The 26334-nt window shown below is 53.1% G+C and carries 19 protein-coding genes; 2 read left to right on the top strand and 17 right to left on the bottom strand.

What is annotated here, in order from left to right:
• Positions 1-45: 45 nt before the first annotated feature.
• The 14 genes from tssM to tssB all read right to left on the bottom strand — a co-directional run bounded on the left by tssM (position 46) and on the right by tssB (position 19064).
• Positions 46-3606, bottom strand: a complete 3561-nt coding sequence (gene tssM, locus WKR14_RS04180) for a type VI secretion system membrane subunit TssM (RefSeq protein WP_339087420.1) — start codon at positions 3604-3606, stop codon at positions 46-48.
• A 16-nt stretch (positions 3607-3622) separates the two neighbouring features.
• On the bottom strand, positions 3623-5023 hold the full coding sequence (gene tssA / locus WKR14_RS04175) for a type VI secretion system protein TssA (protein ID WP_339087419.1): 1401 nt from the start codon (positions 5021-5023) through the stop codon (positions 3623-3625).
• 3 nt (positions 5024-5026) lie between these two features.
• Positions 5027-5680 (bottom strand): type VI secretion system-associated protein VasI, encoded by a 654-nt coding sequence (gene vasI / locus WKR14_RS04170; RefSeq protein ID WP_339087418.1) that lies wholly within the window; start codon positions 5678-5680, stop codon positions 5027-5029.
• A complete protein-coding gene (locus WKR14_RS04165) occupies positions 5680-7236 on the bottom strand; it encodes a sigma-54 interaction domain-containing protein (protein WP_339087417.1) in 1557 nt (518 codons plus the stop codon). Before WKR14_RS04165 ends, vasI begins: the two co-directional genes overlap by 1 nt.
• Positions 7236-9824 carry a type VI secretion system ATPase TssH gene (gene tssH / locus WKR14_RS04160; protein WP_167716167.1) on the bottom strand — a complete coding sequence of 863 codons (2589 nt, stop codon included), beginning with the start codon at positions 9822-9824 and terminating at the stop codon, positions 7236-7238. The genes WKR14_RS04165 and tssH overlap by 1 nt, the downstream gene beginning before the upstream one ends.
• Positions 9825-9834: 10 nt before the next feature.
• Entirely contained in the window at positions 9835-10626 is a 792-nt protein-coding gene (gene icmH, locus WKR14_RS04155) for a type IVB secretion system protein IcmH/DotU (RefSeq protein ID WP_028781258.1), read from the bottom strand.
• 3 nt (positions 10627-10629) lie between these two features.
• The gene (gene tssK / locus WKR14_RS04150; RefSeq protein ID WP_025889987.1) at positions 10630-11961 is read right to left on the bottom strand and encodes a type VI secretion system baseplate subunit TssK; all 1332 of its coding nucleotides are present in this window, start codon (positions 11959-11961) and stop codon (positions 10630-10632) included.
• Positions 11962-11963: 2 nt separating this feature from the next.
• Complete coding sequence (gene tssJ / locus WKR14_RS04145; RefSeq protein ID WP_339087415.1) at positions 11964-12494, bottom strand: type VI secretion system lipoprotein TssJ; 531 nt, start codon at positions 12492-12494, stop codon at positions 11964-11966.
• Positions 12494-13822: a type VI secretion system-associated FHA domain protein TagH gene (gene tagH / locus WKR14_RS04140; RefSeq protein ID WP_101052551.1), complete on the bottom strand. Its 1329-nt coding sequence runs from the start codon at positions 13820-13822 to the stop codon at positions 12494-12496. The genes tssJ and tagH overlap by 1 nt, the downstream gene beginning before the upstream one ends.
• A 15-nt stretch (positions 13823-13837) precedes the next feature.
• Positions 13838-14848 (bottom strand): type VI secretion system baseplate subunit TssG, encoded by a 1011-nt coding sequence (gene tssG / locus WKR14_RS04135; protein WP_165564516.1) that lies wholly within the window; start codon positions 14846-14848, stop codon positions 13838-13840.
• Entirely contained in the window at positions 14812-16578 is a 1767-nt protein-coding gene (gene tssF / locus WKR14_RS04130; protein ID WP_339087414.1) for a type VI secretion system baseplate subunit TssF, read from the bottom strand. Before tssF ends, tssG begins: the two co-directional genes overlap by 37 nt.
• A gap of 2 nt (positions 16579-16580) precedes the next feature.
• Complete coding sequence (tssE, locus tag WKR14_RS04125) at positions 16581-17009, bottom strand: type VI secretion system baseplate subunit TssE (protein ID WP_101052557.1); 429 nt, start codon at positions 17007-17009, stop codon at positions 16581-16583.
• A gap of 5 nt (positions 17010-17014) precedes the next feature.
• Entirely contained in the window at positions 17015-18490 is a 1476-nt protein-coding gene (gene tssC / locus WKR14_RS04120; protein WP_071476943.1) for a type VI secretion system contractile sheath large subunit, read from the bottom strand.
• An 85-nt stretch (positions 18491-18575) separates the two neighbouring features.
• On the bottom strand, positions 18576-19064 hold the full coding sequence (gene tssB, locus WKR14_RS04115) for a type VI secretion system contractile sheath small subunit (protein WP_165564513.1): 489 nt from the start codon (positions 19062-19064) through the stop codon (positions 18576-18578).
• Positions 19065-19919: 855 nt separating this feature from the next.
• On the opposite strand from tssB, the gene WKR14_RS04110 reads away from it, so the two are divergent.
• A complete protein-coding gene (locus WKR14_RS04110; RefSeq protein ID WP_101052561.1) occupies positions 19920-20156 on the top strand; it encodes a YdcH family protein in 237 nt (78 codons plus the stop codon).
• A 111-nt stretch (positions 20157-20267) separates the two neighbouring features.
• On the opposite strand, the gene WKR14_RS04105 is transcribed toward WKR14_RS04110, so the two are convergent.
• Positions 20268-20843, bottom strand: coding sequence for a hypothetical protein (locus WKR14_RS04105; RefSeq protein WP_101052563.1), 576 nt, complete (start codon positions 20841-20843; stop codon positions 20268-20270).
• 163 nt (positions 20844-21006) lie between these two features.
• Between WKR14_RS04105 and WKR14_RS04100 the strand changes: the two genes are divergently transcribed.
• The gene (locus WKR14_RS04100; protein WP_339087730.1) at positions 21007-21948 is read left to right on the top strand and encodes a LysR family transcriptional regulator; all 942 of its coding nucleotides are present in this window, start codon (positions 21007-21009) and stop codon (positions 21946-21948) included.
• Between the two features lie 205 nt (positions 21949-22153).
• Here WKR14_RS04100 and WKR14_RS04095 read toward each other — a convergent pair whose 3' ends face one another.
• Both WKR14_RS04095 and WKR14_RS04090 read right to left on the bottom strand, forming a co-directional pair.
• Entirely contained in the window at positions 22154-24094 is a 1941-nt protein-coding gene (locus WKR14_RS04095; protein ID WP_339087413.1) for a multiheme c-type cytochrome, read from the bottom strand.
• A 728-nt stretch (positions 24095-24822) separates the two neighbouring features.
• On the bottom strand, positions 24823-26091 hold the full coding sequence (locus WKR14_RS04090; RefSeq protein ID WP_226563790.1) for a serine hydrolase domain-containing protein: 1269 nt from the start codon (positions 26089-26091) through the stop codon (positions 24823-24825).
• Positions 26092-26334 lie beyond the last annotated feature (243 nt).

Raw genomic sequence — 26334 nt, 5'->3', positions numbered from 1 at the left:
GTCCCACAGGGGAATTGGGCTTCCACGCTGTGGAAGCCCGGCGGCTCAGTAGAGTGTTTTAGGCAACTGATAGTTGCTGAGCAGATTTGAGGTAAAGGGATTACTGTTGTCTGCCGTGTGGATCCGATAGGAGATATCGCCCTTATCCACATTGAACCGGTAATCCACACTGGTCGAACTGGAGCCGGTGATCCTGGCGCTGTCGAGCAGCCTGAAGAATGCCCATGGGCCTTCGTAGCTCAAGGAACGCGGTGACATATTCACTTCGCTTGGCACCAAAGTCAGCTTACTCTCGGCCGTTTCCCGCAGGGTGTTGGGCCATACCAATTCGATGGCGCGACGTGGGCCATGGGTGTATTCCACATACTGGCCATCGACGTTGATCACACTACGACGCTTGTTGGGGCTCATCTGCAGTGGCTCCAGGGTGAACTGTACGTCCAGGTTGCCCTTGAGGTTGAAGAAGGCAGTCTGGATCTGTTTCGCCTGCTCTATCGCCTGCAAGACCTCTTTACGGATCAGGCCTGTTTCACTGCCTGCCAGCTGGTTGAGCTGATCCATATTTTCTTCCAGGAACATCCGCATCTGCTGATCATAGAAGCTATTCAGCGTACCTTGCGGGCCGAAGAAACGTTCAAAATCGGCAATCGACACCTGTTTAGTGGCCTTGGGATTGAAGGGATAACGGGATGCCAGATCCTGCTGGAACTCCATATACACTTCGTTATACCAACGCACCTCAAGATGCTTGATAGCACTCTGCAGCACCACCTTCCAGCTCTCCTTGGCCAACTTGGACACCATGGAGTCCAGCGGCTTGGGCAGGCCATCGGAAATACGTTCCAGCGCGTAAACAGGGTCGGCGTCGTTGAGCTTGAGCCTTTCCTGAGCCGCCTTCAGTGCCGCCTTGCCCACATCCGGGGAGTTTTGGATCCCGCGCAGATAGGCGTGCAGGCGCACCACGGCTTGCATCACTTCATCCAGATAAGCCGGCTTACCGTCCTGGGACTTGAGCATCTGGTTCAGTTCAACAAAGTCACCGTCTATGGTCGAGGCGATACGATACTGAGGCGATTTGAGCAGCGCCTGACGGGCCTGCTCATCTTCCGGCATATCCGGAAACAGCTGGGTATTGCTGCCCAGCGTTTCCAGCAGGCGCGATAGCGGCTTGTTGCTCATGGCCACGTTATCCAGTACCAATACCGCCTGGTTGATGTCTTCGAAATTCTTCAGTTCAAAACCATTCAGCGCCCGGCGCCAGCTGGCATTATAGTCGGCCAGATATTGAGCCACTATCTTGCTGCGCAGCGCCGTCTTGTCGGCATCGCTGAAGTCTGTGCTGTGAGCCTGGCCGAGTACCCAGCTGTCAATCAACGCCAGTTCGGCGACTGAATCAGATCTCGGGATAAAGAAGCGCTCAAAACCTTGTTTGGTGAGTATTTTCGGGATCTTGAAGATCTCAGGATCCTGCGCCGCTATCTGGGAGTCAAACACCAATTCATTGGCCGGGCCAACGGTCAAACGCAGATCCAGCGGCGCCCCCAACTGAGATACGGAAGAGGACTTGAGGTATCTGTATACCCGCTGTTCTATCGGCAGCAGGCTCAGCTCATTCTGGGCCTGGGCCACCATGGTATCGAATGGCTTGAGCACAGTCTCGGCGTCCGGATTGGACTCCAGCCGTGCATGCTGCAAGTCTGTATGCAACAAGGCATAATCCAGATGCTCCATCAGTTGGGTCTGCAGCTCACGATTGCCTTCATAGGCCTTCTGCCAAACATCGGCAAAGTATTCGCGAACAAAGCTGTCGCGGCGGCCACTCTTGTCGGCCAGCATTCTGAATACCCGCAATACCGCCAGCTTTTCATCACTGCCTTCTGGCGCATCGGCCAGATCCCGTGCCACTTGCCGGAGCAGTATCGGCAGATAACGATAGGACAGCAGGTTCAGATAGGTCTCTTCCACCTTGGGTCCTATGGTGTGACCCTGGTAGAGGCCGAGATCTGAGATTAACCTCGGCTTGTCACGGAAGAAACCAAACTCCAGGGTAGCCGCCCGAATGGTGTTCAGTGGCGGGATCACATTGCGAGCCAGCGGATCGAAATTGGTGTTATCGATAAGCTCGTTGTATTCATTCACCTTACTCAGCACGGCATCGGCCTGAGCGCTGTTGAGCAGGTAGTATCTGTGCCAGCTGCCAATCAAGAGCACTGAGGCGATAGAGCAAGCCACAAAGGACAGCGCCATGATGCGGCGTTTTTGCTTGGCCACCTTGAAGTTGTCCGAAGCCAGACCCGCTTCCGGATATATAATGCGGGTAAAAAGCGAACGGGTGAAATAGGGAGTAGAGTTTTCACTGCGCTGGGCACTGTTGACCGACTCACTCAGGCCATAACGGCGGGAAGCACCATCCACATAGGCATCTGTCGGCACCCCTTGCTGGTAAACAGAGGTCATATAAACCCCGCGCACCAGTGCCGAGGTCGAGAACTGATCGCTTGCCAACGCATCGACGAAAAACTCACGCAGCACCTTGTGGGCACCGGCAATCTGGCGTGAGAAGCTGTAGATGGCCGAGCGTTCTTCCTTGTCGCGGCACTGCAGCAGCGCCCTTGGCAAGCCGGCATTGATGCGCTGAATAAAGCCTTGCCAATCCCGGTCAAACTCATTGAGCCAGCTGTCGAGATCGTTGACCGAGTTCAGGGAGAAGGTGAAACCTAGGATCTCATCTCGCTGCGCCTGGGTGAAATGGCGGAAGAAGGGCTCGAATCCCAGCAGCAGATCCAGTTTGGTCAGGGTGATATACACGGGCAGACGAGTTGACAGGGTTTCCATCAGCTCGCGCAATCTGGCACGCAACAAGTGGGCGTAGGCCTTGCGTTCAGCCACAGGATCGCTGACCAGGCTGGCCATATCCAGCGCCAACACCACGCCGTTCAGGGGGCGGCGACTGCGGGTGCGCTCCAGCCACTCGACAAAGTGCAACCACAGGCGGCGCTCTGTCTCGCCATCCGGGCTGGTTACCGAAGGCTTCTGGGTCAACAGCTCACCGTCCGGGTCAATCAGTACGGCATCGTCACCTATCCACCAGTCAAAAGAGAAAGGGTTTTCAGACTTCTTGCCCGAGGCGCGCATAACGGAAGAGAAAACAAACTTCTGCCCGGAGCGGTTAATCAGGCTGGTCTTACCGGCGTTTTCCACCCCAAGCACCAGGAACCAAGGCAAGGCGTACAGGTAATTACGGGTGTTGAGGCTTTCTTTCATGCCCACCATCACCTCGTTGAGTTCCTGCTCCTGGCGTTCCACCAGGATCTTCACCGGGTCTTCCTTGAGCTGCTGCTCCCTGACCTTCAAGGCGCCGATACGCAGCAAACGACGCCACTGCACCCAGCCCCAAATAGTAAAGCAGGACAGGGAGAAGATGGTGCTGGCTATAATTCGGGCCGTTGTCGATGCCAACGGTTTCTCACCGTCCAGCTCCAGCCAGGGGCCCGCCCACCAAATCGCCACATTGACCAGAACGAAGATAGCCACCAGCAAAATGGGCAGCGCCGACTTCAGTTCCGGCAACAGTTTCCTCAAAAAGGATTTGATCATCGACCACATATACATTTCCCTGTACCTAACTCAGATTGACTTTTTGTTGTAAACGAGACATCAGACCCGGCTCCCAATCCGCCAGACTGGTGTCCGTGGCCTGGCCAAGCAGCACTTGGTACTCCACCTCTGCCATAGCCCCTAACTGATGTTTGTCTTTCAAGTCGGCCCCCAGCAGCCGCAGATAGAACTTGTCCCTCGGCTCAGTGGCCTTGTGCAGTTTTTCGTTGAGCGCCGCAAATGCCAGCGACAACCCGCCACTGGCGGCCAGTTCCCAAATTTCCTGCTCGTAACTGTTGCCTTCGGCCGAGCCTGAACCCTGCTGTTCGCTGCCGTTGAGCCAACTGCGGGTTTCTTTGGAAACAAAAGGCACGCCGCCTTTGAACGACATATCCAAAAGCGCAGGCAGACGTTCAACAAAGGCTGCCGTCTCCTCCAGAATCGCCTGAGCCCAGGCCGGCTGCCCCAAGGTCTGTGCCAATTGGGCACTAAGACAGTGACCGTCAATCCAGAAAGGACTCAGGCTAAGGCTCTGCTCTATGCGTCTGAGCAGCGCCAGATCCGGACTCTTGGCCAACTGGCTGCGATACTCGGCCACTCTGTCGGCAGAGATCGGCATCAGGCTGGTTTCGCCCTTGGCATTGGCATTTTCCGGCGCCGAGGTCACACTGAACCAGATGGCAAAGCGTCTGAGCCTGAGGCCAAGCGCCATGCCCGCCGGATTTTCGGCGATAAAGTCTGCCACCTTGAGCAGAGCTTGCTTGGTCGCCTTGTCACTGCTGTTGTCTATCTCCAGCCTAGGCATATCCCTGCTTTCACTGCTACTGCGGCTTTCACCGGCGCTGGATTCCTGCGCGGGTTTGGGCTTGTTGGCAGGCTCACTGCTGAAACGGCGCTTGAGCTTGGCCTCCAGGGCCTGCAGTTCATCCACAGGCAACTCTTTGGCGGCCGCAGTATCACACAGAGCCTTGAAAGACTGCAGCAATACCGACTTGGTGTCGGGATCGCAAAAATCGGTATCCAGCCCTTCGGCTGCTTTCAGGGTTCGCTGCACTATTTGGGCGAAAAACTTGCGCCTGGGCAACACGCCTCTGGGGCCCGGCGCCGGATGGCAAGTCTCCCAGAAGGAGGCCATAAAACGCTCCAGCAGTGCCAGCGAACAGGAGAAACGCTCCAAACTGCACTGATGCTGCAGGCATTGCAGCAAATAGGTGAGCAGTTTTAAATCCTTGCTCTTGGTTTCCAGCAACTTTAAGGCCGCACTCTCCACCTCGTGCCATTGCACTTCGGAATGCGAAAGCGACCCCACCTTCATCATCTGGCCTTCCACATAGTCAAACAGCACATCATCGCTGAGGCGCTCTCCTATGGGATTGGCCTCACTGATGGGGCGGCTGACTTTATCCAGGTATTGATTCAGATCCATCTATCACCACCTGCAAGATTGACGCAGTGGCTTGAGCGCACTGCCAAGTTCTCGGGTATCAAACTGCAAGCCGTCTATCGCCTTGTTGGCCGAACGCAGGCGCACATCGTCGCCGCGGATCAGGGTTTTCATCACCTGAATGGCCGGCAGGCCGCGGCCGGTGCGGAAGATATAGCCGGTATCATCACTGAGCCAGCGCTGCGATTGCTGCTCGATGCCGTTGATCTGTAGCCCTACCTGGGCCCAGCCATCTTCCAGCGCCGTGGGCAACATCAGCTCGACCCGGCTGATATCGTCGATGCAGCTGAGCATAAGTACCGGACGCGGTGGCAAGGCGCCTATGGCGGGTGCGGTCAACCAGAGATCTTCTACGGCATCCGCTTGATGCCCGGCAATAAAGGCCATGCCCTGCTGACGATTTTTCTCGGACGCCATGGCGACCTGAAACGCCTCGGGATAAGGGCTGCTGTCAGTGGTTTGCTGCGGCACCACGGTTACCACCGGAGTGTTGAACAGCTCATCGAAACAAGCCAGTCGCTCCAGTCTGGAGGGGATTTGGGTACAAGCCTCTGCCTTGGCCACTGTGTCGTCCGAGGCCTGAGCCGAAGCGGCCAGCCCCCACAGGCATAAAAATATAACGCCTTGAATCCTTGACATTATTCGTTAATCTCCAACTTCTGGCATTTGTGGGAAAAGGTGCGTTTCGGCATTCCCAGACTGACAGCCGCCTTGGCTCTGTCACCGTTGCAGGCCTTCAATCTGGCGCTGATCACCGCCCGCTCAAACTGAGCTACCGCCAGCCTGAGATCGGAAATGGCCTCAAACTCCTGCCCCTCTTCGGTAGGCAATTGCGGCTTGGGCATTTCCGAATCCGTCGCCGGCAAAGACGCGGTATCTATCTCGACACCGTCGGCTGTGAGGGCGCAGGCATAATCCAGCATATTGCGCAGCTCGCGGACATTGCCCGGGTAGCCGTGGTTCTTCAGCCGATTGAGGGCACTGAAGCGGATGCCGGGGATCTGTCGCTGCTGACTCTGATTGAACAGTGCAATAAAGTGCGCCGCCAAATCGGGGATATCCTCGAGCCGCTCCCTGAGCGCCGGTACCTGCAGTGGAAACTGGCACAAGCGGTAGAAGAGATCGCGACGGAACTCGCCACTGTGGATCTGCTCCTTGAGGTTCACATGGGTAGCGGCCACCAAGCGAAAATCGGCGTAGATCTCCTTGTTGCCTCCCAGTGCCCGGTAGTGCCCCGTCTCCAGTACCCGCAGTAACTTGGACTGCAGATTCAAAGGCATATCACCGATTTCATCTAAAAAAAGCGTGCCTTGGTGCGCCTGGGCTATCAGCCCCTGCTTATCCTTGTCGGCACCGGAAAAGGCCCCCTTGGCGTAACCGAACAGCTCGGACTCCAGCAGGTTTTCCGGTATTGCGGCGCAGTTGATCGCCACGAAAGGTTTGCCGCTGCGTTCGGAAAAGTCGTGTATCGCCCGGGCCACCAGTTCTTTGCCCGTCCCCGTTTCGCCCTGCACCAACACAGACAACAGTGAGGCCGCGCCGCGCACTATCTCCTGCCTGAGCTGACTCATGGCCTGGCTGTCGCCCACCAGGTTCTTGCCAAGTTGTTGCATGGCATCATGTTGTTGCTGCTGGCGACGCAGTTCATCGAGCGAGCTCGACAGCTGAGACTGATCTGAATTCTGCCGCAACAACTTATCCAGCAACTGCCAGTGGCGCATAAACACGGCGGCATATTGCTGCCAGTCCTGACGGACAAGCAGACCACTGCCCTGTTGCTCAGCCAGACGCAGGCAGAGGATAGCCCGCACATGGCCCTCATGGCTCAGCGGGAAAAGCAGCAGTGCCTGCTCCTTGCCGACCCGATCGCACAGGCTGACAAAGCCGCTGTGCTCCTGCCAGTAGGCGAGCCGGGCCTTGTTCAGCAGCATGGCTTCGCCTGTCTGCAACACATGGGCAAACGGATGACGAAAGTCGGTAACCGCCAAACAAAGCGCCTGCAATGAGATCCCTTCGCACAGGCCAAGGCAGGACAGTGGCTTGAGTTCCCGACCATCGAAGCCCGGCGCCAGAAACAGATGGTTATCCAGCCCCAGCTCCAATGCCAAAGTATCGAGAAACTGCTGCAACAGCCCATCAAACTGCTGGCATTCCAGCAATTTTGCCGCCTGTTCCAACCACTGCTCAGTCACCACTATCGCGCCTCTCCGAAGAACTCACCGTCACGGCAGCCCAGATGGATCTCACTGACCTCCTCTTTGGCCGCCAGCTTGTTGAGCAGCGACAGCGATAAGGGCGGCAGTACCTGGCCGTCTATGATGGCTTCCAGCATCCGGGCGCCGTTTTCACTGCGGGTCGCGCGGCGCATGATTTCATCTACCAGAGCCTCGTCACAATGCACCTTGGCCTTGTAACGCTCCAGCAAACGCTGCTCCAGCGACGCCAGCTTGTAGTGAATGATCTCCTTGAGCACCTCTTCACCCAGCGGCAGATAGGGCACTATCTCCATTCGCGCCAGCAGCGCAGGCTTGAAGAAGGCCGCCAGCTCAGGGTAGAGCTTGTCGTCCAGCAGCTCTGGCTGGGCGCTGTAGTCCACTATCGTCTGATAGCCCAGGTTGGAGGTCAGGAAAAACAGCACATTCTGGCAGTCAATCAACCGGCCTTCGCCATCGGCCAATTCGCCCTTGTCGAACGCCTGATAAAAGAGGTTCAGCACATCCGGATGCGCCTTTTCCACCTCATCGAGCAGCACTATGGAGTAAGGCATCTTGCGGATGGACTCGGTCAGAATACCGCCCTCACCGAAACCGACATACCCGGGAGGCGAGCCTATCAGCCGGGAGACAGTGTGTTTCTCCTGATATTCGGACATATTGATAGTGGTCAGGAATTGCTTGCCGCCATACAGCTGCTCGGCAATCTGTACCACGGTTTCTGTCTTGCCGACGCCACTTGGGCCCACCAGCAGGAAGGCGCCCTTGGGACGTCCGGCTCGGCGCAGGTCTGCCCTGGCGGTGAGCATATTCTTGTGCAGGCGGGCAATGGCCACATCCTGCCCTTTGAGGCTATGCCCCAAGAGTTCAGGCAGATGGGTTATCTTGTGCAGCTCATCGCCACTCATTTGCGATACCGGCACGCCGGTCCAGTCGGAGATGACTGCCGCTATCTGGGCCTCATCCACCTGAGGGTAAATAAGGCGTTGATCGCCACTGATGGCTTCGAGTGATTCTTCGGCCTGTTGCAGCTCCAATCGCAGCCCTTCGAGCTCGGCTTCATCGTCACAATCAAGAATGGCGCGTCTCAGGGCCACTACTTGAGTGACTCCCGCCTGTTGCTGCTGCCACAGGGATTCCAGCTCGGCATACTCATTGTCGGCTTCTTCCTGGGCTTGGTGCAGATGATTCAGGCGTTCTTCATCAACCGGATGACCGAGTTTTTTCTGGCGCTCCAGCAGTTCGGTTTCCATATGGCGCTGATGGCGCAAGTTATCCAATGCCGCCAAACGCTTGGGGGTACTGCTGAGGTTAATGGCGATACGGGCACAGGCGGTATCCAGCACATCGATGGCCTTATCGGGCAACTGACGGCCGGAGATATAGCGCGCCGACAGATAAGCCGCTGAGCGCAGGGCGCAGTCCTGGATCAATACATTGTGGGAAGACTCATAGACCCCGTGCAGGCCACGGAGAATATTCACCGCCTGTTCGACACTGGGCTCATCGAGCTTCACCAGTTGGAAACGGCGGCTCAGCGCCGGGTCTTTCTCGAAATACTTCTTGTACTCTTTCCAGGTGGTGGCGCCTATGGTGCGCAGCTCACCACGGGCCAGAGCCGGTTTGAGCAGGTTGGCCGCATCACCGCCGCCTTCCTGATTACCGGCGCCTATCATGGTATGGGCTTCATCGATAAAGAGTATGATGGGTTCGGCCGACTGTTTGACCTCTTCAATAATCGACTTCAGGCGCTTTTCAAACTCGCCCTTGACCGCGGCGCCGGCCTGCAACAGACCTAGATCCAGCGACAACAGCTGCACCCCCTTGAGCGCATCCGGCACCCGGCCGTCACAAATTCGCAGCGCCAAACCTTCCACCACGGCACTCTTGCCCACACCGGCATCACCAACCACTATCGGGTTGTTCTTGCGGCGGCGGCTTAAGATGTCGATCATCAGGTTGATCTCATCATCCCGGCACAATACAGGATCCAGCTCGCCTTTGCGGGCCAACTCGGTAAAGTTGCTGGTGTATTTGGCCAGCGACGATTGGGCCTCATTCAGTACCGGTGCGCCGCGTTCGGCCTTGACCGTTTGCGATTCGGATGAAGCCTGAGTCAGGGTATTGAATTCCCGTCTCAGGGTTTCGCGATTAATGCTGCCAAGCAGAGTGGCGAGATCCCTTGGCAGGTAACGCTCGGCCTGCATCAGTGCGGCGGCGAAGATGGCGCCGGATCTCAGTTCCGTCTGGCCAAGTTCGGTGCTTGAAAGCAGCCAGGCATCCTGCAGCAGCTCGACCAGCAGCGGTGAAAATGCCGGATAGGTTTCCAGGCTCTCTTCCCTTGGCAGGGTTTCACCGGCAATTTGCCTTACCTGCTCGGCATCGACTTCGGCGGCCTTGAGCAGCAGACGCACATCACCCAACGGATTGTCCAGCAGACAAGTCAGCAGGTGCATAAAGGTCACTTCCGGGTTCTGACGGGCAATACAGAGTGATGCCGCCTCTTCCATGGCGAGTTTGGTCACGGCATTGAGCTTGCCGATCAAGGTAGTGAGTTCAATTCGGATCATCACAGCTTCCTCAATTCAGGATCTGATACAGTTGCTTGAGCACGCCCGAGGACTTGTTCGCCAGCGACAGGGAATAAAACAGAAAGACTATGGTCAGCATCAGGCCGAAACCGGCAAAGACTGTCCAAATAGGCATCTGGCGCCCAAGGCGATAACGGGTGTTGACCACATGCTCTGTGGCCCCGGTCAGCAGTTCCGGTTCTTCTTCCCGGAGGTGGCGCAGGGTTTCATAGAGGCGATTGACTATCTTGTCGAACTCCTCACGGCCGTTGGCCACCACCTTGTAGCGCCCTTCGAAACCCAGGCAGAAACACAGGTAGATAAACTCCAGCAGTTCCCGATATTTGCTCGGTTCGGTTTCCAGACGCTGCAGGATGCCAAACACCTTCTCACCGCCCCAGGTTTCATTGTGAAAACGGGTCAGCAGTGAATGTTCGGCCCAGGCACTGTCGGCGCCCCAGGGGGTATTCATCACGGCTTCATCGATAAAGGAACAAAGCACATAGCGATAGGCCAGCACTTCGGCGCGATCATAGCCCGCCTCGGTGAGCTCGGCCTCGATGGCCATGATGTCATCCACAGTGTTGTGATAGAGCTTTTCCACATCATCCAAGATGGCCAGCTTGCGTACCCGCAACACCATGCCGATAAGAGGAGATGCCGCATCGATAAGTGCATTGAGGCTGTCACCACGCAGTTGAAACCAATACTCTTTATCGGCATTCATGTTCTGCGCTTCGTCATAGAGCAGCTCTTCGACCTGCTCAGGCGATATAGGCTGTTTTTCTGCTTTGATATCCATTTCTTAGCTCCTGATAGCCCAGAATTGCAGTTCGAGTTCCGGGAAGTCCCCCGCCACGTGGAAGGCAAAACCGCTGGAATTCACCAGCATCTCCCAGGCCCGGCTGGAACGCTCCAGCTGGAAGTAGGTGTAACCCGCGTGGTAAGGCAACTGCCTTGGGGCCACCGGCAGCGGAGACAGAGGCACACCCGGCAGCTGCAGCGAAATGAGCTCGCGGATCTTCTCCACCGAGGCGATTTTGGTCTGCTGGATAAACAGCTTCTTGAGTTCGTCCAGCGGCATTCTGGCGCGCACCGCCAGAATGAAGTCGGCCTGTTTCAACAGATCCGGATCCTGCACCGGCGCCACCATGAGGCCATACTTGCGTTTGTGCAGCTGCAGCGATACCGCCTTGGGCTCGAGCACTATGCTGAGAGACTGGCGCAGAGTCGACATCACCTGAGTGAAGGCCGATACCGGCATATCGTGGTCATAGGCAGCAAACGCCGGTGCCATGCGGCTGTCATCGGTAAAGGTGAACAGCTCGCCACAAACACTGACCAGAGCCTGATACAGGGTTTCCGGATGCAGGGTCCGCGACAGTGACTGGTGCTGCAACACAGGCTGCATGCGGTTGAGAGATTGCAGCAACATGAAATCGGCCACATCTGCCACCCCGCCCTGGCTCGGCGAGCCCAGGCGCTGGGCGATATTGCGTGCCCGCTCGCGCATCAGACCGGCCATCTCGCCGAGGAAACGGTGCAAAATCGGCACGGCGCTGACATTGTAATGGCAGGGAATAAAGTTGGGATCCAGCACCACACTGCCGTCGGGACGCTTTTCCAGAATGCGGGCGATGGCCAGCGAGCTGTAGGCGCTGCGATCTTCCTTCTCCAGCATCAATCTGAGCCTGACCGGGCTGACATCAATGGCGGTAAAGTCGCCCTGATGGGTGTGAATGTCCCGCACCTCGTGACGCCGATTGAGATAACGTCCGGCGCCCTGCTCGTCCTGGGCCACTTCGGTAATTGAATCACTGCGCAGCGACAGCGCCAGGTAAACAATCTGGTTGGCCAGTGAGCTGTCGGCCACTTCCAGTGCGTCCGGCAATACATCTTCCTGAGGGATGTTGAACACAGTGCCATCCGGCATTACGCCACGGGCACGCTGAATCGCAATGCGACCAAAGCTGAGATACTCGGGGTTGAGTTCAAGCTCGGTGATCCCATAGAGGTAACCGCTGACCGCATTAAGCCTGGCGTCAGTGAGGTATTCCTGATAACGCTGCTGCTGTTGGAAGTGCTGAGGCTTGATAAACAGCCCTTCACTCCATATCACTCTGTTTCTTGAAGACATTGTTATTCCACTTTATCCAGTACTATGTCCTGCTCACTGAAAAACATCAGCAGGTGATATTCACGGCCCATGGGTTTGATCTTGACGACCTTCTTCCATTGGGCGACCTCGGGATCACTGAAATGCGCCATGATGCCTATGTATCTGGTGTCCTCATCGACAGCGAAATGGTCGACAAACTTGAACTGTCCCGGCAGCAGGGTGTAGTCACTGTGGTCGATATAATTGGAGCCGAGCGCCTCTTTGTAATCCGCCTTGAGCGAGTCAAAGTCGGCGGCCAGAAACTTGGAGTCATCTTCCAGCTCGTACACCACCAGCTCCAGCGGCGTGGCATCGCCGGCCGCATTGGGGTTGACCTTATCGAGCGCATACATGCTGTAGGTCAGTTGTGTCGGCAGGTCTTTGGCCTCTCCCACTGGAATGGAAGGATCCCACAGTACTTGCGCCGTTTTCTTGGTGGCATTCCATGCCGAGCTGCAAGCGGCCAGCTGAAGCAAACAAAGCCCGATTAAACCCAGCCTTATCAGTCCCATCAGAATTCCCTTTGCAGTTCCCTGAGTTTCTTGTCATAGGCCTGTTCAAACACTTCCCAGAAGAGTTTACGGAAGCCCTGTTGACGGGATGACGTCAGCTCCTGGTAGTAGTTCTCATACATTTCCCAGGCCCAGTTATCACCTGGGTTGAGCGCCGACTCGCTCACCTTGCGGTATTGGCTGAAGCGCCTCAGCAGGGTGTCGGGTGAGAAAGACTTGAGGATGTAGTTGAGCGCCTCTGTGATGGCATGCTGTACCGCTTCATTGTGGTGCTCAATGGAATTCAGGCTCTCGCTGATGGCGGCCGCCGGAGACAGATGCACCGGGCTCTTGTTGTCATCAAACAGGGTGCGGACGGTTTCCTGATAATCCAGTCCCAGACGCAGCGGGTTATCTTCGATGGGCTGCAGGTTCTTGTTGATAAGATCATAACGGCTGCTTTGCGCGTCCTGATGCAGTGACAGCAGGCCTTTAATGGCGGCCTGCAAAGCAGCGCCCATTTCAATGGCCAGTGCCTGCTGGGTGCCTGTGTCGTTCATATCACCCAGCTGTACTCCTAAGCCGCGCAGCATAGGGCCGGTGGCGATATGGGTGCCTTCATCGGCGGGCCAATCATTGCCCAGGCCGTTTTTGACTTCAGATTCCAGTAAGTCCAGTGCATTCTCGTCCATAATATTGTCCATTTTCGCTCGTTTGTTCAGATGAATAGCCGAACCGGTATCGAAGTCCGTATCGGCCTGGGCGGTAAAATTCTTGCCTTGCCAGTAGAGTTCCTTGGCCAGCAGGGATTCGGCGTTTTCCTGCTCTTTGGTCACAGATTCCTGGTCAAATTCAACGCTTTTGACCGCGGCCTGTTGTTGCCTGTCCAGTGCCAGTAAAGGGTCATCCAGGCTGGCATCGGTTTCTTCCTCTTCTTCGGCGGTTTCCGCCTGAATAAGTGAACCGTTCTCAGACTTGAACCATTCAGAAAGCTGGCCGGTTACCGGGTCATCGGCCTGCTCGCTGCCCAGCAGCGTCACCCGTACTTTGTAGGGGCCAATGGCGATATGATCGTTCTCATTCAGCCTGGCCTTGCGATCCCGCCCAAGCTCCACGGTGGAGCCGTTGAGAAACACCCGGCCAGAGAGATCTTCAATACAGAAATGACCGTCCAACCAGAGGATGCGACAGAAGTAGTCGCCTATGGTGCGCTCCCTGTCCCTGAGCACCCATTCGCAACCTGGGCCGGCGCCTATCAGGCCACCGTCCTTGTTCATTCTCGTGTGGGGCACCAGGCCTGACTCCAACAGCTGGGAGTTCACCACATTCAACGCAATCAAATTACTCAAGAGGCCAACCTCCCTTTATTGCCTGATTTGAATCAATACGCTCTTGCGCGTGCTATCGCCCTTGCCGAGGAAAGAGGACCATCCCAATTGGCCGCCCTTTTCTTCCCCCAGTTGCAGCAGCGGGGCTTCATCTTCCCTGAGCGTCAGCTCAAGGTCGTAGGCCATCTGTTCCCGCAGGATCACTTCCATCACCTTACAAAGTGGCTGGAACTCCCGCCCGGAGGGCAGAAAATCGCGAAAACGCTCTGGTGACAGATCTTCCATACAGAGCACAAACTTGCCGCAAAGATCGCCGACCCGCTCTCCAAGCATGGTGTCTTCCCCCAGCCTGGAATTGGCCATCCCCAAACGGCAACGCTGGGACTCGGGGATCTCCACCTGTCGCAGTTGCCATTGGCGAATACTCACCTGGGGCAGGTCAAAACAGTGCGCCACTATACCGGCAACCGCCTGGGGCGAGCGGCTGCGACCGGCGAGCATGCCGGCGTAGGCCAGCATCTTGCACCAGTTGATCGGCGTGTCGCCGCGAATATCCTCGTTGGCCAGCCCCACCAGGGCGTAAACCTGGGCCGAAAAGCTGTCGCTGGCATCGTCCTGAAAACGCACGTAGTAGCGGTATTTGCGCCACAGGCGATAAAACAAGGAAATCAATCTGTTATTAAAGAAATCCAGAAAGTTGCGCCGAATGCCGTCTTCATCTTCGAGCAGCATATCCAGCAGGTAACTGGGCAGCGGCGACTGGGCACCATTGAGACCGAGAAAACAGGTCTCCAGCCGCAGGCGCCCATCCCCCAGAGACTCAAGCATGGAGATATCCGCCGGCGCAAATCCAAGGCTTGGATTGGCGCTGAACTGCAACTCACCGGCCAGTTCCCACTGGGCATCTTCCGGATCTCTGCCTTCCAGTTGGTGCAATAACTCCACCAACTGAAAAAAGCTGTACTCACGGTAGTCCTGTGGCAGCCTGCTGCCCCCCGGCTCCGGAAAGGTTATATCAGCGGTTGTTGACCGCTCTGGATATCCCATGTGTACCTTTCCTTGTTGTGAGCATTGATAACCACCAACTCATGAAACGAGTTGATGCTGGCGTAGAGGGCAAAAAAGTGGTTCAGCACAGTGCCGAACAGATAAAGGTCGCCCTCGGAGCCGAAATACTGTTGGTCGAGCACCAGTTCTGTCTTGAGGCCGCGAACCGGCAATCCCCTGACAATTCTTTCGGTCGGCCCGGACTGAATACTGCTGATGCCGTCGAGTCGCATCCGGGTGACCCGCTCGGCTTGTCTGTCGACCAACGCCTTGAAGTCATAGGCGCGGATGATGGAGCAGATGGCATCACGGGACAGCAGTGACAGATAGTTGAGCGACAAGTTGGAGATCAGGGTCCACAGCAAACTGCCATCGAGCACAGGTCGCAAAGGGTGGCTGGGCTCGGTGATATTGCTGAAACGGGCAAAGCTTGGCGATGTATCTGTGGCGACGCAGATGTCGCCCTTGCCCAACTTGGTCGGCAGTTGCCGGTTGGAGCAGGTCAGTGTCACCGACACGGCTTCTGTCATCTCCAGGCACTGGGTTTCATCGCTGCGTACGAACGAGAGGCAATGATCCAGGCCGTCGTTGCGCATGCTGTCGCGCACCCGCATCCGGTAATACAGCGCGGTGCGATTACGGGCGCGCTCCACTTGATGTTGGAAGCTCTCAAACGGCGAATAGACTCGCTGCTGGCCGCGCATTCTGCCCTCATTGGAGTCCAGCCAACCCTGCACCTTGTCGACACTGAAAATTTCAAAGTGAGCTGGATGGCGACTGGAGGGTACAATCGGGTATTCGACCCGCTTGCCGTTGAGATCGATAGGATCGGCGTCGTGCTCAAATAGGTTGATAGCCGGGACACAGTAAAGCAGGAAAGTATCCTGACGCACATGCACGTCGGCAGGCAGCGTCTTGGAAAAAGTGAGTTTGAGGCTGAAGTCACCCTTGAGATATTCGGGGATACACTTGGCGATTCCCTTGATATCGAAGAAATGAAACGCCTCGGGGAATGTCAGGTACTCCTGCAGAATGCGGTAGCCTTCGTAGACGTTTTTCGGATAGGGCAAGATACCGCTGCCGGCTTCAAATCCTACTGACGCAAAGCTGCTGCGCGGCAAGCGATAGCTGCCATGGGCACCGACAATTTCGATAGAGTCCAGATAATGATTCAACCAAAGATACAGCATCTGGGCACTGTAGCTTTGGCCTCCCAGATAAAACCTGAGGCTTTCCAGCCCCATTTCAAGCAGGGAAAGGTCGCTGCTGTTATCAAAATCCAATTGAATAATAGAGGCTTCCCGGGAATGGGAAGCATCTATATGACGGATTTGCACCGGATAAACATCAACAGGACGACAGGTACGAAAGTGACAGATCTGCCCTTCGACCGGATGACTGTCCAGCATACAACCGGCCGCAATCTCCTGCCTGTGGGTGATCCCCTTCTCATGCGGATAGAAGCGCATGATGGTATGACTGGGAATCGGCCTGAGATAGTTGGGCCACAGCATGCTGATCATCGAGTGAGTAAACTCGGGGAATTCATCGTCAATCTTTTCCCTGAGTCGACCGGTCAGAAAAGCAAAGCCCTCGAGCAAACGCTCGATATCGGGATCAGTGTGGTTACCGTGAAGATAACGCGCCAACTGCGGATGGATATCCGAAAATTCCCGCCCCTGCTCTCTCAAGAAAGCAAGTTCATCCCTGAAGTATTTATCCTGAGACACTGCTAAACCACTCTGTATCTGCGACTGTTATCCAATAACAAATCGATCTTCAACTTATCCTTGTTGGAAGCCACTTTGATGCTGCCATAGATGTGGAACCTGAGGTTCATCGGATTGCCCTCATCGAACAACACGCTGACATCAATATCTGTCAGCCTGGGTTCAAAGCGACTCAGGCAAGCCTTGATTCCGTTACGCATCCTCAGGCCAAGATCCACACTGGCGGAACTGGCATCATTGAAATCGAACAGTCCCAGTTCAGGACAGCTCTGGCTTTCTCCAATGCGGGTATTGAGAATATGTGAAACATTACGTTTGATGGAATCGACGACAGCATCCAAGCTGCTGTCGCCATATCCACTTTGGCGTTCGGCTCCCAAGCGTTCAAAGAAGCCGACACCAAAAGTTCCGGAGAAATCATCGTTCAACAACGTGATTACTCCTGATCCAAACGTCCTACCAGCGACAGTTCAAAGTTGGCACCCATGTACTTGAAGTGCGGACGCACAGCCATGGAAACCTGATACCAACCGGGATCGCCCTGAACATTCATCACCTCAACCTTGGCGGCACGCAAAGGACGACGGCTACGAACATCTGCCGGTGGGTTTTCCTGATCGGCGACATACTGTTTGATCCAGTTGTTCAGCTCGCGCTCCAGATCCTGACGCTCTTTCCAGGAACCTATCTGCTCACGCTGCAACACCTTGATGTAGTGTGCCAGGCGGTTGATGATCATCATGTAAGGGATCTGGGTACCCAACTTGTAGTTGGTCTCGGCTTCCTTGCCTTCCTTGGTGTTGGGGAACACCTTGGGCTTTTGAATCGAGTTGGCAGAGAAGAAGGCCGCATTGTCACTGCCCTTACGCATGGTCAGGCTGATAAAGCCTTCATCGGCCAGTTCAAATTCCTTACGGTCGGTGATCAAGACTTCGGTCGGGATCTTGGACTGCAAAGCGCCCATGGATTCAAACACGTGTACCGGCAGATCTTCCACCGCACCACCACTCTGTGGGCCAATGATGTTAGGACACCAGCGATACTTGGCGAAGCTCTCGGTCAAACGGGTAGCCAGCGCAAACGCTGTATTACCCCAGAGGTAATCTTCGTGGCTGGCGCTGACATTTTCGCGATAGTTAAAACTGCGAACCGGGTTATCGATTGGGTCATAAGGCACACGCAGCAGGAAGCGAGGCGCCGTCAGGCCTATGTAGCGCGCATCTTCAGACTCACGCAGCCCACGCCACTTGCTGTACTTGGGGCTTTCGAAAGTAGACTTGAGATCCTTGAGATTCGGCAGTTCTTCAAACGAGTCGACACCGAAGAATTCAGGCGCAACTGAAGACAGGAATGGCGCATGAGCCATGGCCCCAACAGCACCAACGTACTGCAGCAGCTTCATATCCTGAGTCGAAGGGGTAAAGGCATAGTTACCGACGATAGCGCCGACAGGCTCACCACCGAATTGGCCGTAACCGGCAGAATAAACATGCTTGTACAGACCGGACTGAGCAGTTTCCGGTGAAAATTCAAAATCATCCAGCAGCTCGTCTTTGGTGACGTGCAGCAATTCAATTTTGATATTCTCACGGAAATCGGTTCTGTCGACCAACAGCTTGAGGCTGCGCCAGGCTGATTCTATCTGCTGCACCTTTTCATTGTGCAGAATGGCATCCATCTGCTGGCTGATCTTCTTGTCCAGCTCAACCAACATCTTATCGACCAGAGCCTTGTTGACCGGCTCGGCAGTGTTGTCTGTCTCCAGAATGTTACCGATGAAAGCAGCAACACCACGGCGAGCAATATCATAGCCTTCATCTACAGGCGCCATCCGGGTTTGTGCCATTATCTGATCGAGCAGAGTTGCATTGGCACTTTGGGAAGCGCCTGATGTTTGATTTTGAACATCCATGAATTTTGATTCCTCAATTACACTTGTGTCTATATCCGAGACATAATCCACAGCCTATCTCCATAACGGCTTATATTGGCTTGAATTATTGTTCCATCTGCTGCAATTCACTCAGCAGCTTTTCTCTAGACTCTTCCGTTGCAATTAATTCCTGCAACTTGGCCCTGAAAGCAGGAATATTCCCCAATGGTCCCTTAAGTGCAACCAAAGCTTCACGAAGCTCGATTAACTTTTGAATTTCAGGAACCTGATCACCGATAGAATCAGGTGAAAAATCTTTGAGGGAATCGAATTTAAGATCAACAGACAATTCAGCACCATCTTCATCTGTCAATTTATTGTCAACTGTCGCAGAAATTGACAAGTTGGCTTCTTTCATAACGGATTCAAAATTAGATTTATCAATTTGAACCGTCTTACGCTCTTCCAATTGAGAGTCTTCAGGATGACCCTTATAGTCACCTAAAACCAACAACTTAAGAGGAAGTTCCATTTCACCCTGCTGCTCGCCAGTAGAGGGGACATATTTGATATTAATACGTTCCTTCGGAGCGACTGAACCATCTTTCGCCATGAGATTATCTCCATATAAGATCTTTTACGACTGGTAAGTCCATTTCAAAAGCAGGCCTAACTTACAAGCCAAACAAGTCATAGTCAATCGGCGTTCAAGACCTTAGTATAATAGGTGCAACCACATTTGATTAACAAAAGAAACAACAAACTTAAAGTGTATAATTCTTTAGTGGGGCATATATTCCCCATAAAGACTAAATTTAAGAATATTAGACAATCAAAACCACTTTTTTATAAAAATCCAACACTATTCAAAAGCTAGTTTCAAATACCAGAAGTAAGAGATATCTTACAGAGATTAAAGAAAGATCTGTGGCATATTCTGCAAAAGTAGGAAAAACCAATACCTAAGTATTAGCACTTGTTAAATTGTGTTTACCGGGTATAACCTGCTTAGTAGCGATATTGGCTGAGTTTTTAGAGAGACTCCCCCTCTTGCCGTATTGAAGCCAGCCCAAATGACACCTTTTATACAGGTCCCCCACTTAAGTTACCAACACCTTGCTGTCGTCTATGCTATCGGGAAATGCCACAATGATTAACGGCCACTCATAGATATTCAAAGACAAAGTCTTGTATAGGCTTTCCTGAAACATAGCAGGAGCTTTGTGCAACAACAGACTTTCCGCTACAAACCAAGCAAGCTGAAGCGGCAGTTATACAGGACTCCAATCCAAGTACATCTTCGCCTGCTCAGTTTTGCCGTATCCGGCATTGTGATTAATTGACATAGCAAAACAGGGATTATAATCAGTTGTCGGCTTTCTCTGGATGACAGACAAAGCGCCACTGGGTAGAGTAGGAATCAAGGCTTAAGCCTACGTCGACCAGACACCATTGGAGGAGAGAGCTTATGTTGGGCGAAAATCATGCGCTGATCCTGGAGTTTCCGGAGTACAAACAAAAAATTCAACAACTCGGGGAAAACGATCCGCACTTTAGTGAATTGGCGGCAGAGTATCAGGCTCTCGACCTTGAGATCCGCGGTCTGGAAGAAAACTGTGTGCCCACGGCAGAAGAACGTTTCAGCCAATTGACATTGCGCCGTGCCGAACTCAAATCTTGGCTCTATCAGCAGTTACTGCGCTGAGGATCACTCGCTCCCAAACGCCCCCGGATATCTCCCAGGAAAACAAGAGCTCCGTGTTACTTAGCCGGAGCTCTATCAAGCTGATGCTTCAGCATTCAAAAACACCAAAGCTTAGAGCTTATCCAGCTGCAAAGCATTGGCAAACTCCTGTAATTCACTGGCTTTAACCCCTTCACCCGAGAGGGTAAACATGGCATTGCCATTGACTATCACAGTCAGCTCAGGCTCACCGGACTCTGTGCTTAGCATGGCATTATGTCCCTGAACCTTGATCAGTTTGCCTCCGCTCATGGCAATCATTGAAGGATTGGTCAGCATGGCCATAACAGACTGTAACAAGGGAGAATCAAGCACCAACTCTATCTCCAACTGCGCACTTTCTTCTTTATAATAGTGGCGGCTGGCATTGATGCCGCCCCCCAACATCATGCCACCACTTTCACTTGAAGGTTCATCTGCTTGCCAGCCAGGTAATGGCTCTGGAAATACCCCGACCACTTCCCCGGCCCGCTGTTGTCGGATAAGGGCTGAAGCATAATCCAGCTGGGAACTGGCCTGGCTCAATTCACCCTTACGGTAATGCTGTAACCCGGCCTCAATGGCTTCGGCTACGGCAGGATCTTCGGCTGCCTGCAGCGGCGCCGCCAATGCCAATGAGACAACAAATAATAGATTTAAAGGTTTCATTATCTTTCCCTGATAAAAAGTTCGCGATTAGCATAGCTGCAAGCAGGACTCTACGCCAGTTGCTAATTCTGTGAGGCATTTTTTCAGTCAGGAATTGCGCCTATTCGGACTTTGGCCTGGCAAAGCAAGCTGCTAAACTGCTCTATCCACCCCTGCGCCCGGGATAATAATGAAAGTCGATCTCAATCTGCTACCGGTATTGGAAGTTCTGCTGGAAGAACAGAGCGTTACTGCAGCTGCCAGACGGTTGCACCTGAGTCAATCGGCCGTCAGCAAACAACTCAACCGCCTGCGGGAGTTGTTCAATGACCCCTTGTTTGAACGCAGCGCCTTCGGCCTCAAGCCCACCCCAAGGGCTCTGGCTCTGGGGCCCGAACTCCAACAATGGCTCAGACAGACCGAACGACTGACACTACCGGATGAGTTTGACCCCGCGGCCAGCAAACGCCAATTTCGCATGCACCTGGTAGAAACTGCCTACTCGCTGACTCTGCCACACTTTATGCCTTCTATGCTGCGCCAGGCTCCCGGGCTGGATATCAACTGCAAGACCTGGCACCCGGGCACCATGGAGCAGCTGCTGCGCTGCGAGCTGGACTTTGCCATAGGCTGCCGCGAGTGGGATCCGCGCTCGCTAATGCATATCAATAGCCTACCGGATGAACTCGAGTATCTGGAGCTGACCCGCGACAAGCCCATCTGTCTGCTGTCGCCGGATCATCCTGCGCTTGAGGGCGACTGGAACCTGGAGCGTTTTCTCAGCTTCGAGCATCTGCAGGTCGCCTTTGGCGGTATCGAACATTGGCTGCTGGATGATGTACTGGCACTCAATCACAAGACCCGACGGATCCGCGCCAATATCACTGACTTTCCTACAGCAATTGAGCTGTGCCGCCATAGCGAATTGCTACTATGCGCCCCGGCCAAATATGCAGCCCAAGCACTGCAACATGTTGAGTTGGCAACGTTGGAAGTGCCAATAGATCTGGTGCCAGGCGCTTACGTGTTGTTGTGGCACAAGCATTTCAACCAGGATTCAGCCCACAAGTGGCTCAGGCAGATGATTGCCGATACTGTCATCCCGGCCAATGCTTTAACTACTTAGATAACACCGCCAAAATGCTTAAGTCCGGTGTTATCTTGTTTCAGCATACACTGCAAACACCTGTAGCTGACTCTAACGGTCAAGATTACTTCAATAGTTCAAACATTTATCAAAAAGTCACAGTAATAAAAGACCCGGTTCAGCGTCATCGGAAAGTGGGAAATTCCGGATGCTGTCCCGGGCCTATTAGCCTCTATCCTACCAGTTAATACTGATGGGCCTCAGCCATCCTCGCAGGGGTATGACACACAGAGCAAGATTCAACGATCGGAGCCGGATCGAATACCTTGAACTCAACCTTTTCGCCTTGGTGAACACCAGAAGGCGTGATGGCCACATTAAAGTCACCACCTTGGGTACTCATGTGAGCCTTGGCGGCCGGAGTGCTATGACATGCCACACAATTCGCAGAAATGGCGGTAATACCATAGACACTGTTTTCATCAAGCCCGTTAAGCACTACTGCCGGCGCGACCTTATCCAGATTGATTTCACCAGTATGACAAGCCACACATTCCACCTTCTTGTTCTTGTCTGTAGTAGGCATATCATTCACGCCACGTTTAACCTTGTAATCACCAAAGTGCATGTTGTGCACCAAAGGCCCCCAAGCCATAGGATAGTCTTCGCCCTGTTTACCCGGTGCCCAGTTGTAAGCACTGTGACATTGGGTACAGGCATCACCGCCCAGGTCGAAGCCACCGCGCTGCCCACCATGACCTTGCAAGCCCTCGGTATGACAGTTGAGACACTTCATACCATCAGAGCTGGTACGGCGCACCTCTTTGATATTGGATACGGTAATAGGTGCATTACCATCGGCATAGGAGATTCGGCCATCCACGCCCCCTAGCAAAACTTCACCATCTTGGTATGGCGCGGCATGTTCAATGGTATAGGTATACGAACCATCCTCGTTGGTAACGCCTCCGGTAGAACGAGCCACATGGCCTTCATCACGACCAGGCAGTACAGCTTCACCATGTTTGACAATGGTTGCCCAACCACGGGGAGTCGCATCACTGATAGCAGCAATATCCACGGATTTACCATCGGCATCGGTCGCTTTTACCGTGACTTCAATTTGACTCTTATCGGCGGAGCGCTGTACTGAGATTAGCTCAAAGTGGTAACGGTTAAGGGCTTCATCCCGCACCGCACCATTTTTATGAGCATACATATAACCATCGGGTCCATGACAGGTCTGGCATGAGGCATCAGTAAAGCCGGTATGATCAACATTACCAACTCGATCAGCATCAAATAGGCGAATGTGACAAGTCACGCAACCATTAATCGAAGCTGTGAACTGAACATCATCGGCATGACAGGTAGAGCAACGCTTCATGTCCATGGAGTAATTCCCCCATAAAGCCGCATGACCTTTGGAAACCTTACCTCCCTCGCCATCAGACATTTTCCCGTGACCTATCATTGCCAAAGTATTTAACGCATAGCCACCATCTTTTTTCTCGGTCTGGGTATGGCAACTCAAACAAGCTTCAACAATTACTACTTCTTGATCATTATTTAAGGCGTGATGGTGTTGGTGCCATCCCCAAGTGGAATTACCTGTCGCTGCAGTAAATTCACCATGACATGCCACACATTTGGCATCTTCTGTAGTACTGACCTGGGCATATTGATCTGTTTGAGTCAGCATTACCCGCTTAGTACGCGGCATACCATTGTTACCATTCCCCGGACGAATATAGCCTATTCCCACTGATTCAGATGTCACGCCTTCACGGGGCATAGACAAGGTATAAACCCCGTCACCTTGGTGAGTCAAAGTCCCCTTGGAGTTAGACTCTCCGGCAAAATAAGTCATTGTTACTGTATCGGCAAGGAGGCCCTGCGCATTGGTTACAGTAGACAACAATTCGACCTTATCTAAATCTTCAACGGGTACACCATCTTGGTTTTCAACGGTAAACTCGACATTGACCAGACCATCACCAAAGTGCCAGTCCAGCACCTTGGCAACCGCAGATGTAGTCACTACTGGCGGCTCTCCAGGCGTACCGGGAATACCTGGGGTTCCGGGATCACCCGGTTTTCCATCCTTACCGTCACTGCCACAGGCCGACACGCCTAATGCTGCAGCAATTATCATCACCATCTGGTATTTCTTTATTTTTCTCATTATTTTCCCCTAATGCGTAAGAGGTACTACGAAATGAGTACCAAATATTAGAATAGGAAAATAAAAAAATTTACTTTGTAAATAAGATCACAATTCAGACAAATAAGGTAAATACAATCAACATTAAAAACAACCCACCAACACACGAACATTAATTTAAACTTAATTTTAAATTAAATATTTATTAACCGAATAAAGATTTAACGAGGAAAATGGAACTTAAGTTTGAAAAGCAAACAATAGTTCAGCGTGCTTCAACCAGAAAATTCAACGTTCCCATTGAATGAACAACCTATACACTGCACACAAAGCTAGCAAACAAACTTAACCTACTGATTTAATTAATTAAAAATCATAGCACGCTTGAGTTGGCGAAAAACAACAACACACAGTATCTTTACGAAAAATGTCTTTAAATTCAAAGTATTGATAAAATATAAAGTTAAGATCAGCAAAAATCATCCAGCTTCAGCGGATAATTACAGCCAATGCTGACTTCGTGCATATTTTTAAAAACTCAACACAATTTACCAGGAACGATATTAGTCACCGAAAAATAAAAAGAAGAATACACAAGAGACATTTTCGAATCCTTTTGAAATATATTGCCAGACTCGATTCCCCTTAAAAGGTATAAGAATTTCCTCAGTCAATGCCGACACATAGGTAACCATAATCACTATGCTGCTACAGGTTGTTTATCAGTGCATTATGCAGATAAGCAATATTCAGGGAATATAGAGCATATTAATTAGGGCCGCCGCTATGCTGGTAGCCGGATCTTTGCCATCCACAGCCGGTGCCAGGTTAGTCCAAACCACCAGAGTCACCTTGTTAACAGGATCATGCCCCATAAAAGAGTTATAGCCGGGCAGCTCACCTGTATGCCCATAGAGGTTGCCAAACTTGGCGATCCCCAAGCCGTAATAGGCAGTGTTGGGATTCTCGGGATCTATCGGCCTGACACTATCCAGACGCCTTCGCTGCCAATCGGCATTCAGCAGTTCTCCGGCAACCAAAGCTTCTACCCAGGTTGCCAACTCATTGGCGCTGGAAATCCCGGCGCCGGCCGCCCAGCCCCAGGAAGGATTGGCCTCGGTTTGATCTATGGGTGCCAGAATGCCCTCTCGGGCTTCTCGCTGCATCTTTTCGGGCAGCATATAGGGTGGATCCATAGTCAACACATTGGTGCCATACATATAACCCCGCGCCAAGGGCGTGGGAAGAGTATTCGAATGGATATCGGGAAACAGAGTCCGCTCAAGCCCCAAGGGAGCAAACAACCTCTGCTGCATCACAGTCGCCAGCGGCTTGGCATCGATTTGCTCGGCAATCAGTCCCAGCAAGACGGTATTGGTATTGGAGTATTCAAATGCGCTGCCGGGGGCAAAACCAGGCCTATGGGCAAAACTCATTGCCAGTAGCTCATTCTGAGTCCACACCTTGGTTGGCTGCTCATCAAGCGTCTGATTCAACTCAAGTGTGGTGGTGTAGTTGAAAAGGCCACTGCGCATCGTAAGCAAATGCTCTATGGTGATCAACTCACCGTTTGGCACATTGTTGAGAAACATGGAGACAGTGTCATTCAGTTGCAATCGCCCTTGTTGCACCATCTGCAAAATCACGGTACCGACCCAGGTCTTGGTATTGGATCCCACCCTGACATGCTGGTCAAAATCGGTCGCTTCATTGCCGCCATAACGGGTTACCCCATAGGCGGTTTTAAAATCGCCCCTTGGCGTTCGCAGAATCACCACTGCGCCGGGCACCAGCATCTCCTTGGCCAGTTGTTCCACCGTCTGCTGCATCTTGGCCGTGTCGACAGGATTGAGCACCACCTCTTGTGAATCCGAATTACAGGCGCTCAGCACACTCACAGAGACCAAGATAGACACATGGATAGGCAGATAAGCCCAAAAGCGCTTGGCACTGACGGCCGCCTTATTGCCAAAGGATCTTGTACCCAACCACACCCGACTCAACACTCGATTAAACATAAACAGCCTCTCCCTATCTGTTACCGCATACCGGCGAGCCAGACTATCCCGCCTTCCATTGCATCACACAAAGCTAGTCAGCTTTGGCATGGGATTCAAGTTGTTGTGAGAGAAATAGCAAATATTTCCAGAAGGAGGGCTTAGCAGACTAAATCCTTGGAATGGGGAAACTAAAGCATAAAAACTTTTGAAAAACAGGCAAATAGAAATACCACATAGACATTTATCATTTTTATAACCCTA

Origin of the sequence: Shewanella chilikensis (genome assembly GCF_037953065.1) — a bacterium.
GTDB classification, from domain to species: domain Bacteria; phylum Pseudomonadota; class Gammaproteobacteria; order Enterobacterales; family Shewanellaceae; genus Shewanella; species Shewanella chilikensis.
This window is presented reverse-complemented; position numbering and strand designations above follow the sequence as displayed.

Bases quoted from the DNA above. Each gene is read 5' to 3' on its own strand.
- tssM (WP_339087420.1), bottom strand. From the start codon at position 3,606: ATGTGGTCGATGATCAAATCCTTTTTGAGGAAACTGTTGCCGGAACTG.
- tssA (WP_339087419.1), bottom strand. From the start codon at position 5,023: ATGGATCTGAATCAATACCTGGATAAAGTCAGCCGCCCCATCAGTGAG.
- vasI (WP_339087418.1), bottom strand. From the start codon at position 5,680: ATGTCAAGGATTCAAGGCGTTATATTTTTATGCCTGTGGGGGCTGGCC.
- tssH (WP_167716167.1), bottom strand. From the start codon at position 9,824: ATGATCCGAATTGAACTCACTACCTTGATCGGCAAGCTCAATGCCGTG.
- icmH (WP_028781258.1), bottom strand. From the start codon at position 10,626: ATGGATATCAAAGCAGAAAAACAGCCTATATCGCCTGAGCAGGTCGAA.
- tssK (WP_025889987.1), bottom strand. From the start codon at position 11,961: ATGTCTTCAAGAAACAGAGTGATATGGAGTGAAGGGCTGTTTATCAAG.
- tssJ (WP_339087415.1), bottom strand. From the start codon at position 12,494: ATGGGACTGATAAGGCTGGGTTTAATCGGGCTTTGTTTGCTTCAGCTG.
- tssG (WP_165564516.1), bottom strand. From the start codon at position 14,848: ATGGGATATCCAGAGCGGTCAACAACCGCTGATATAACCTTTCCGGAG.
- tssC (WP_071476943.1), bottom strand. From the start codon at position 18,490: ATGGATGTTCAAAATCAAACATCAGGCGCTTCCCAAAGTGCCAATGCA.
- tssB (WP_165564513.1), bottom strand. From the start codon at position 19,064: ATGGCGAAAGATGGTTCAGTCGCTCCGAAGGAACGTATTAATATCAAA.
- WKR14_RS04110 (WP_101052561.1), top strand. From the start codon at position 19,920: ATGTTGGGCGAAAATCATGCGCTGATCCTGGAGTTTCCGGAGTACAAA.
- WKR14_RS04105 (WP_101052563.1), bottom strand. From the start codon at position 20,843: ATGAAACCTTTAAATCTATTATTTGTTGTCTCATTGGCATTGGCGGCG.
- WKR14_RS04095 (WP_339087413.1), bottom strand. From the start codon at position 24,094: ATGAGAAAAATAAAGAAATACCAGATGGTGATGATAATTGCTGCAGCA.
- WKR14_RS04090 (WP_226563790.1), bottom strand. From the start codon at position 26,091: ATGTTTAATCGAGTGTTGAGTCGGGTGTGGTTGGGTACAAGATCCTTT.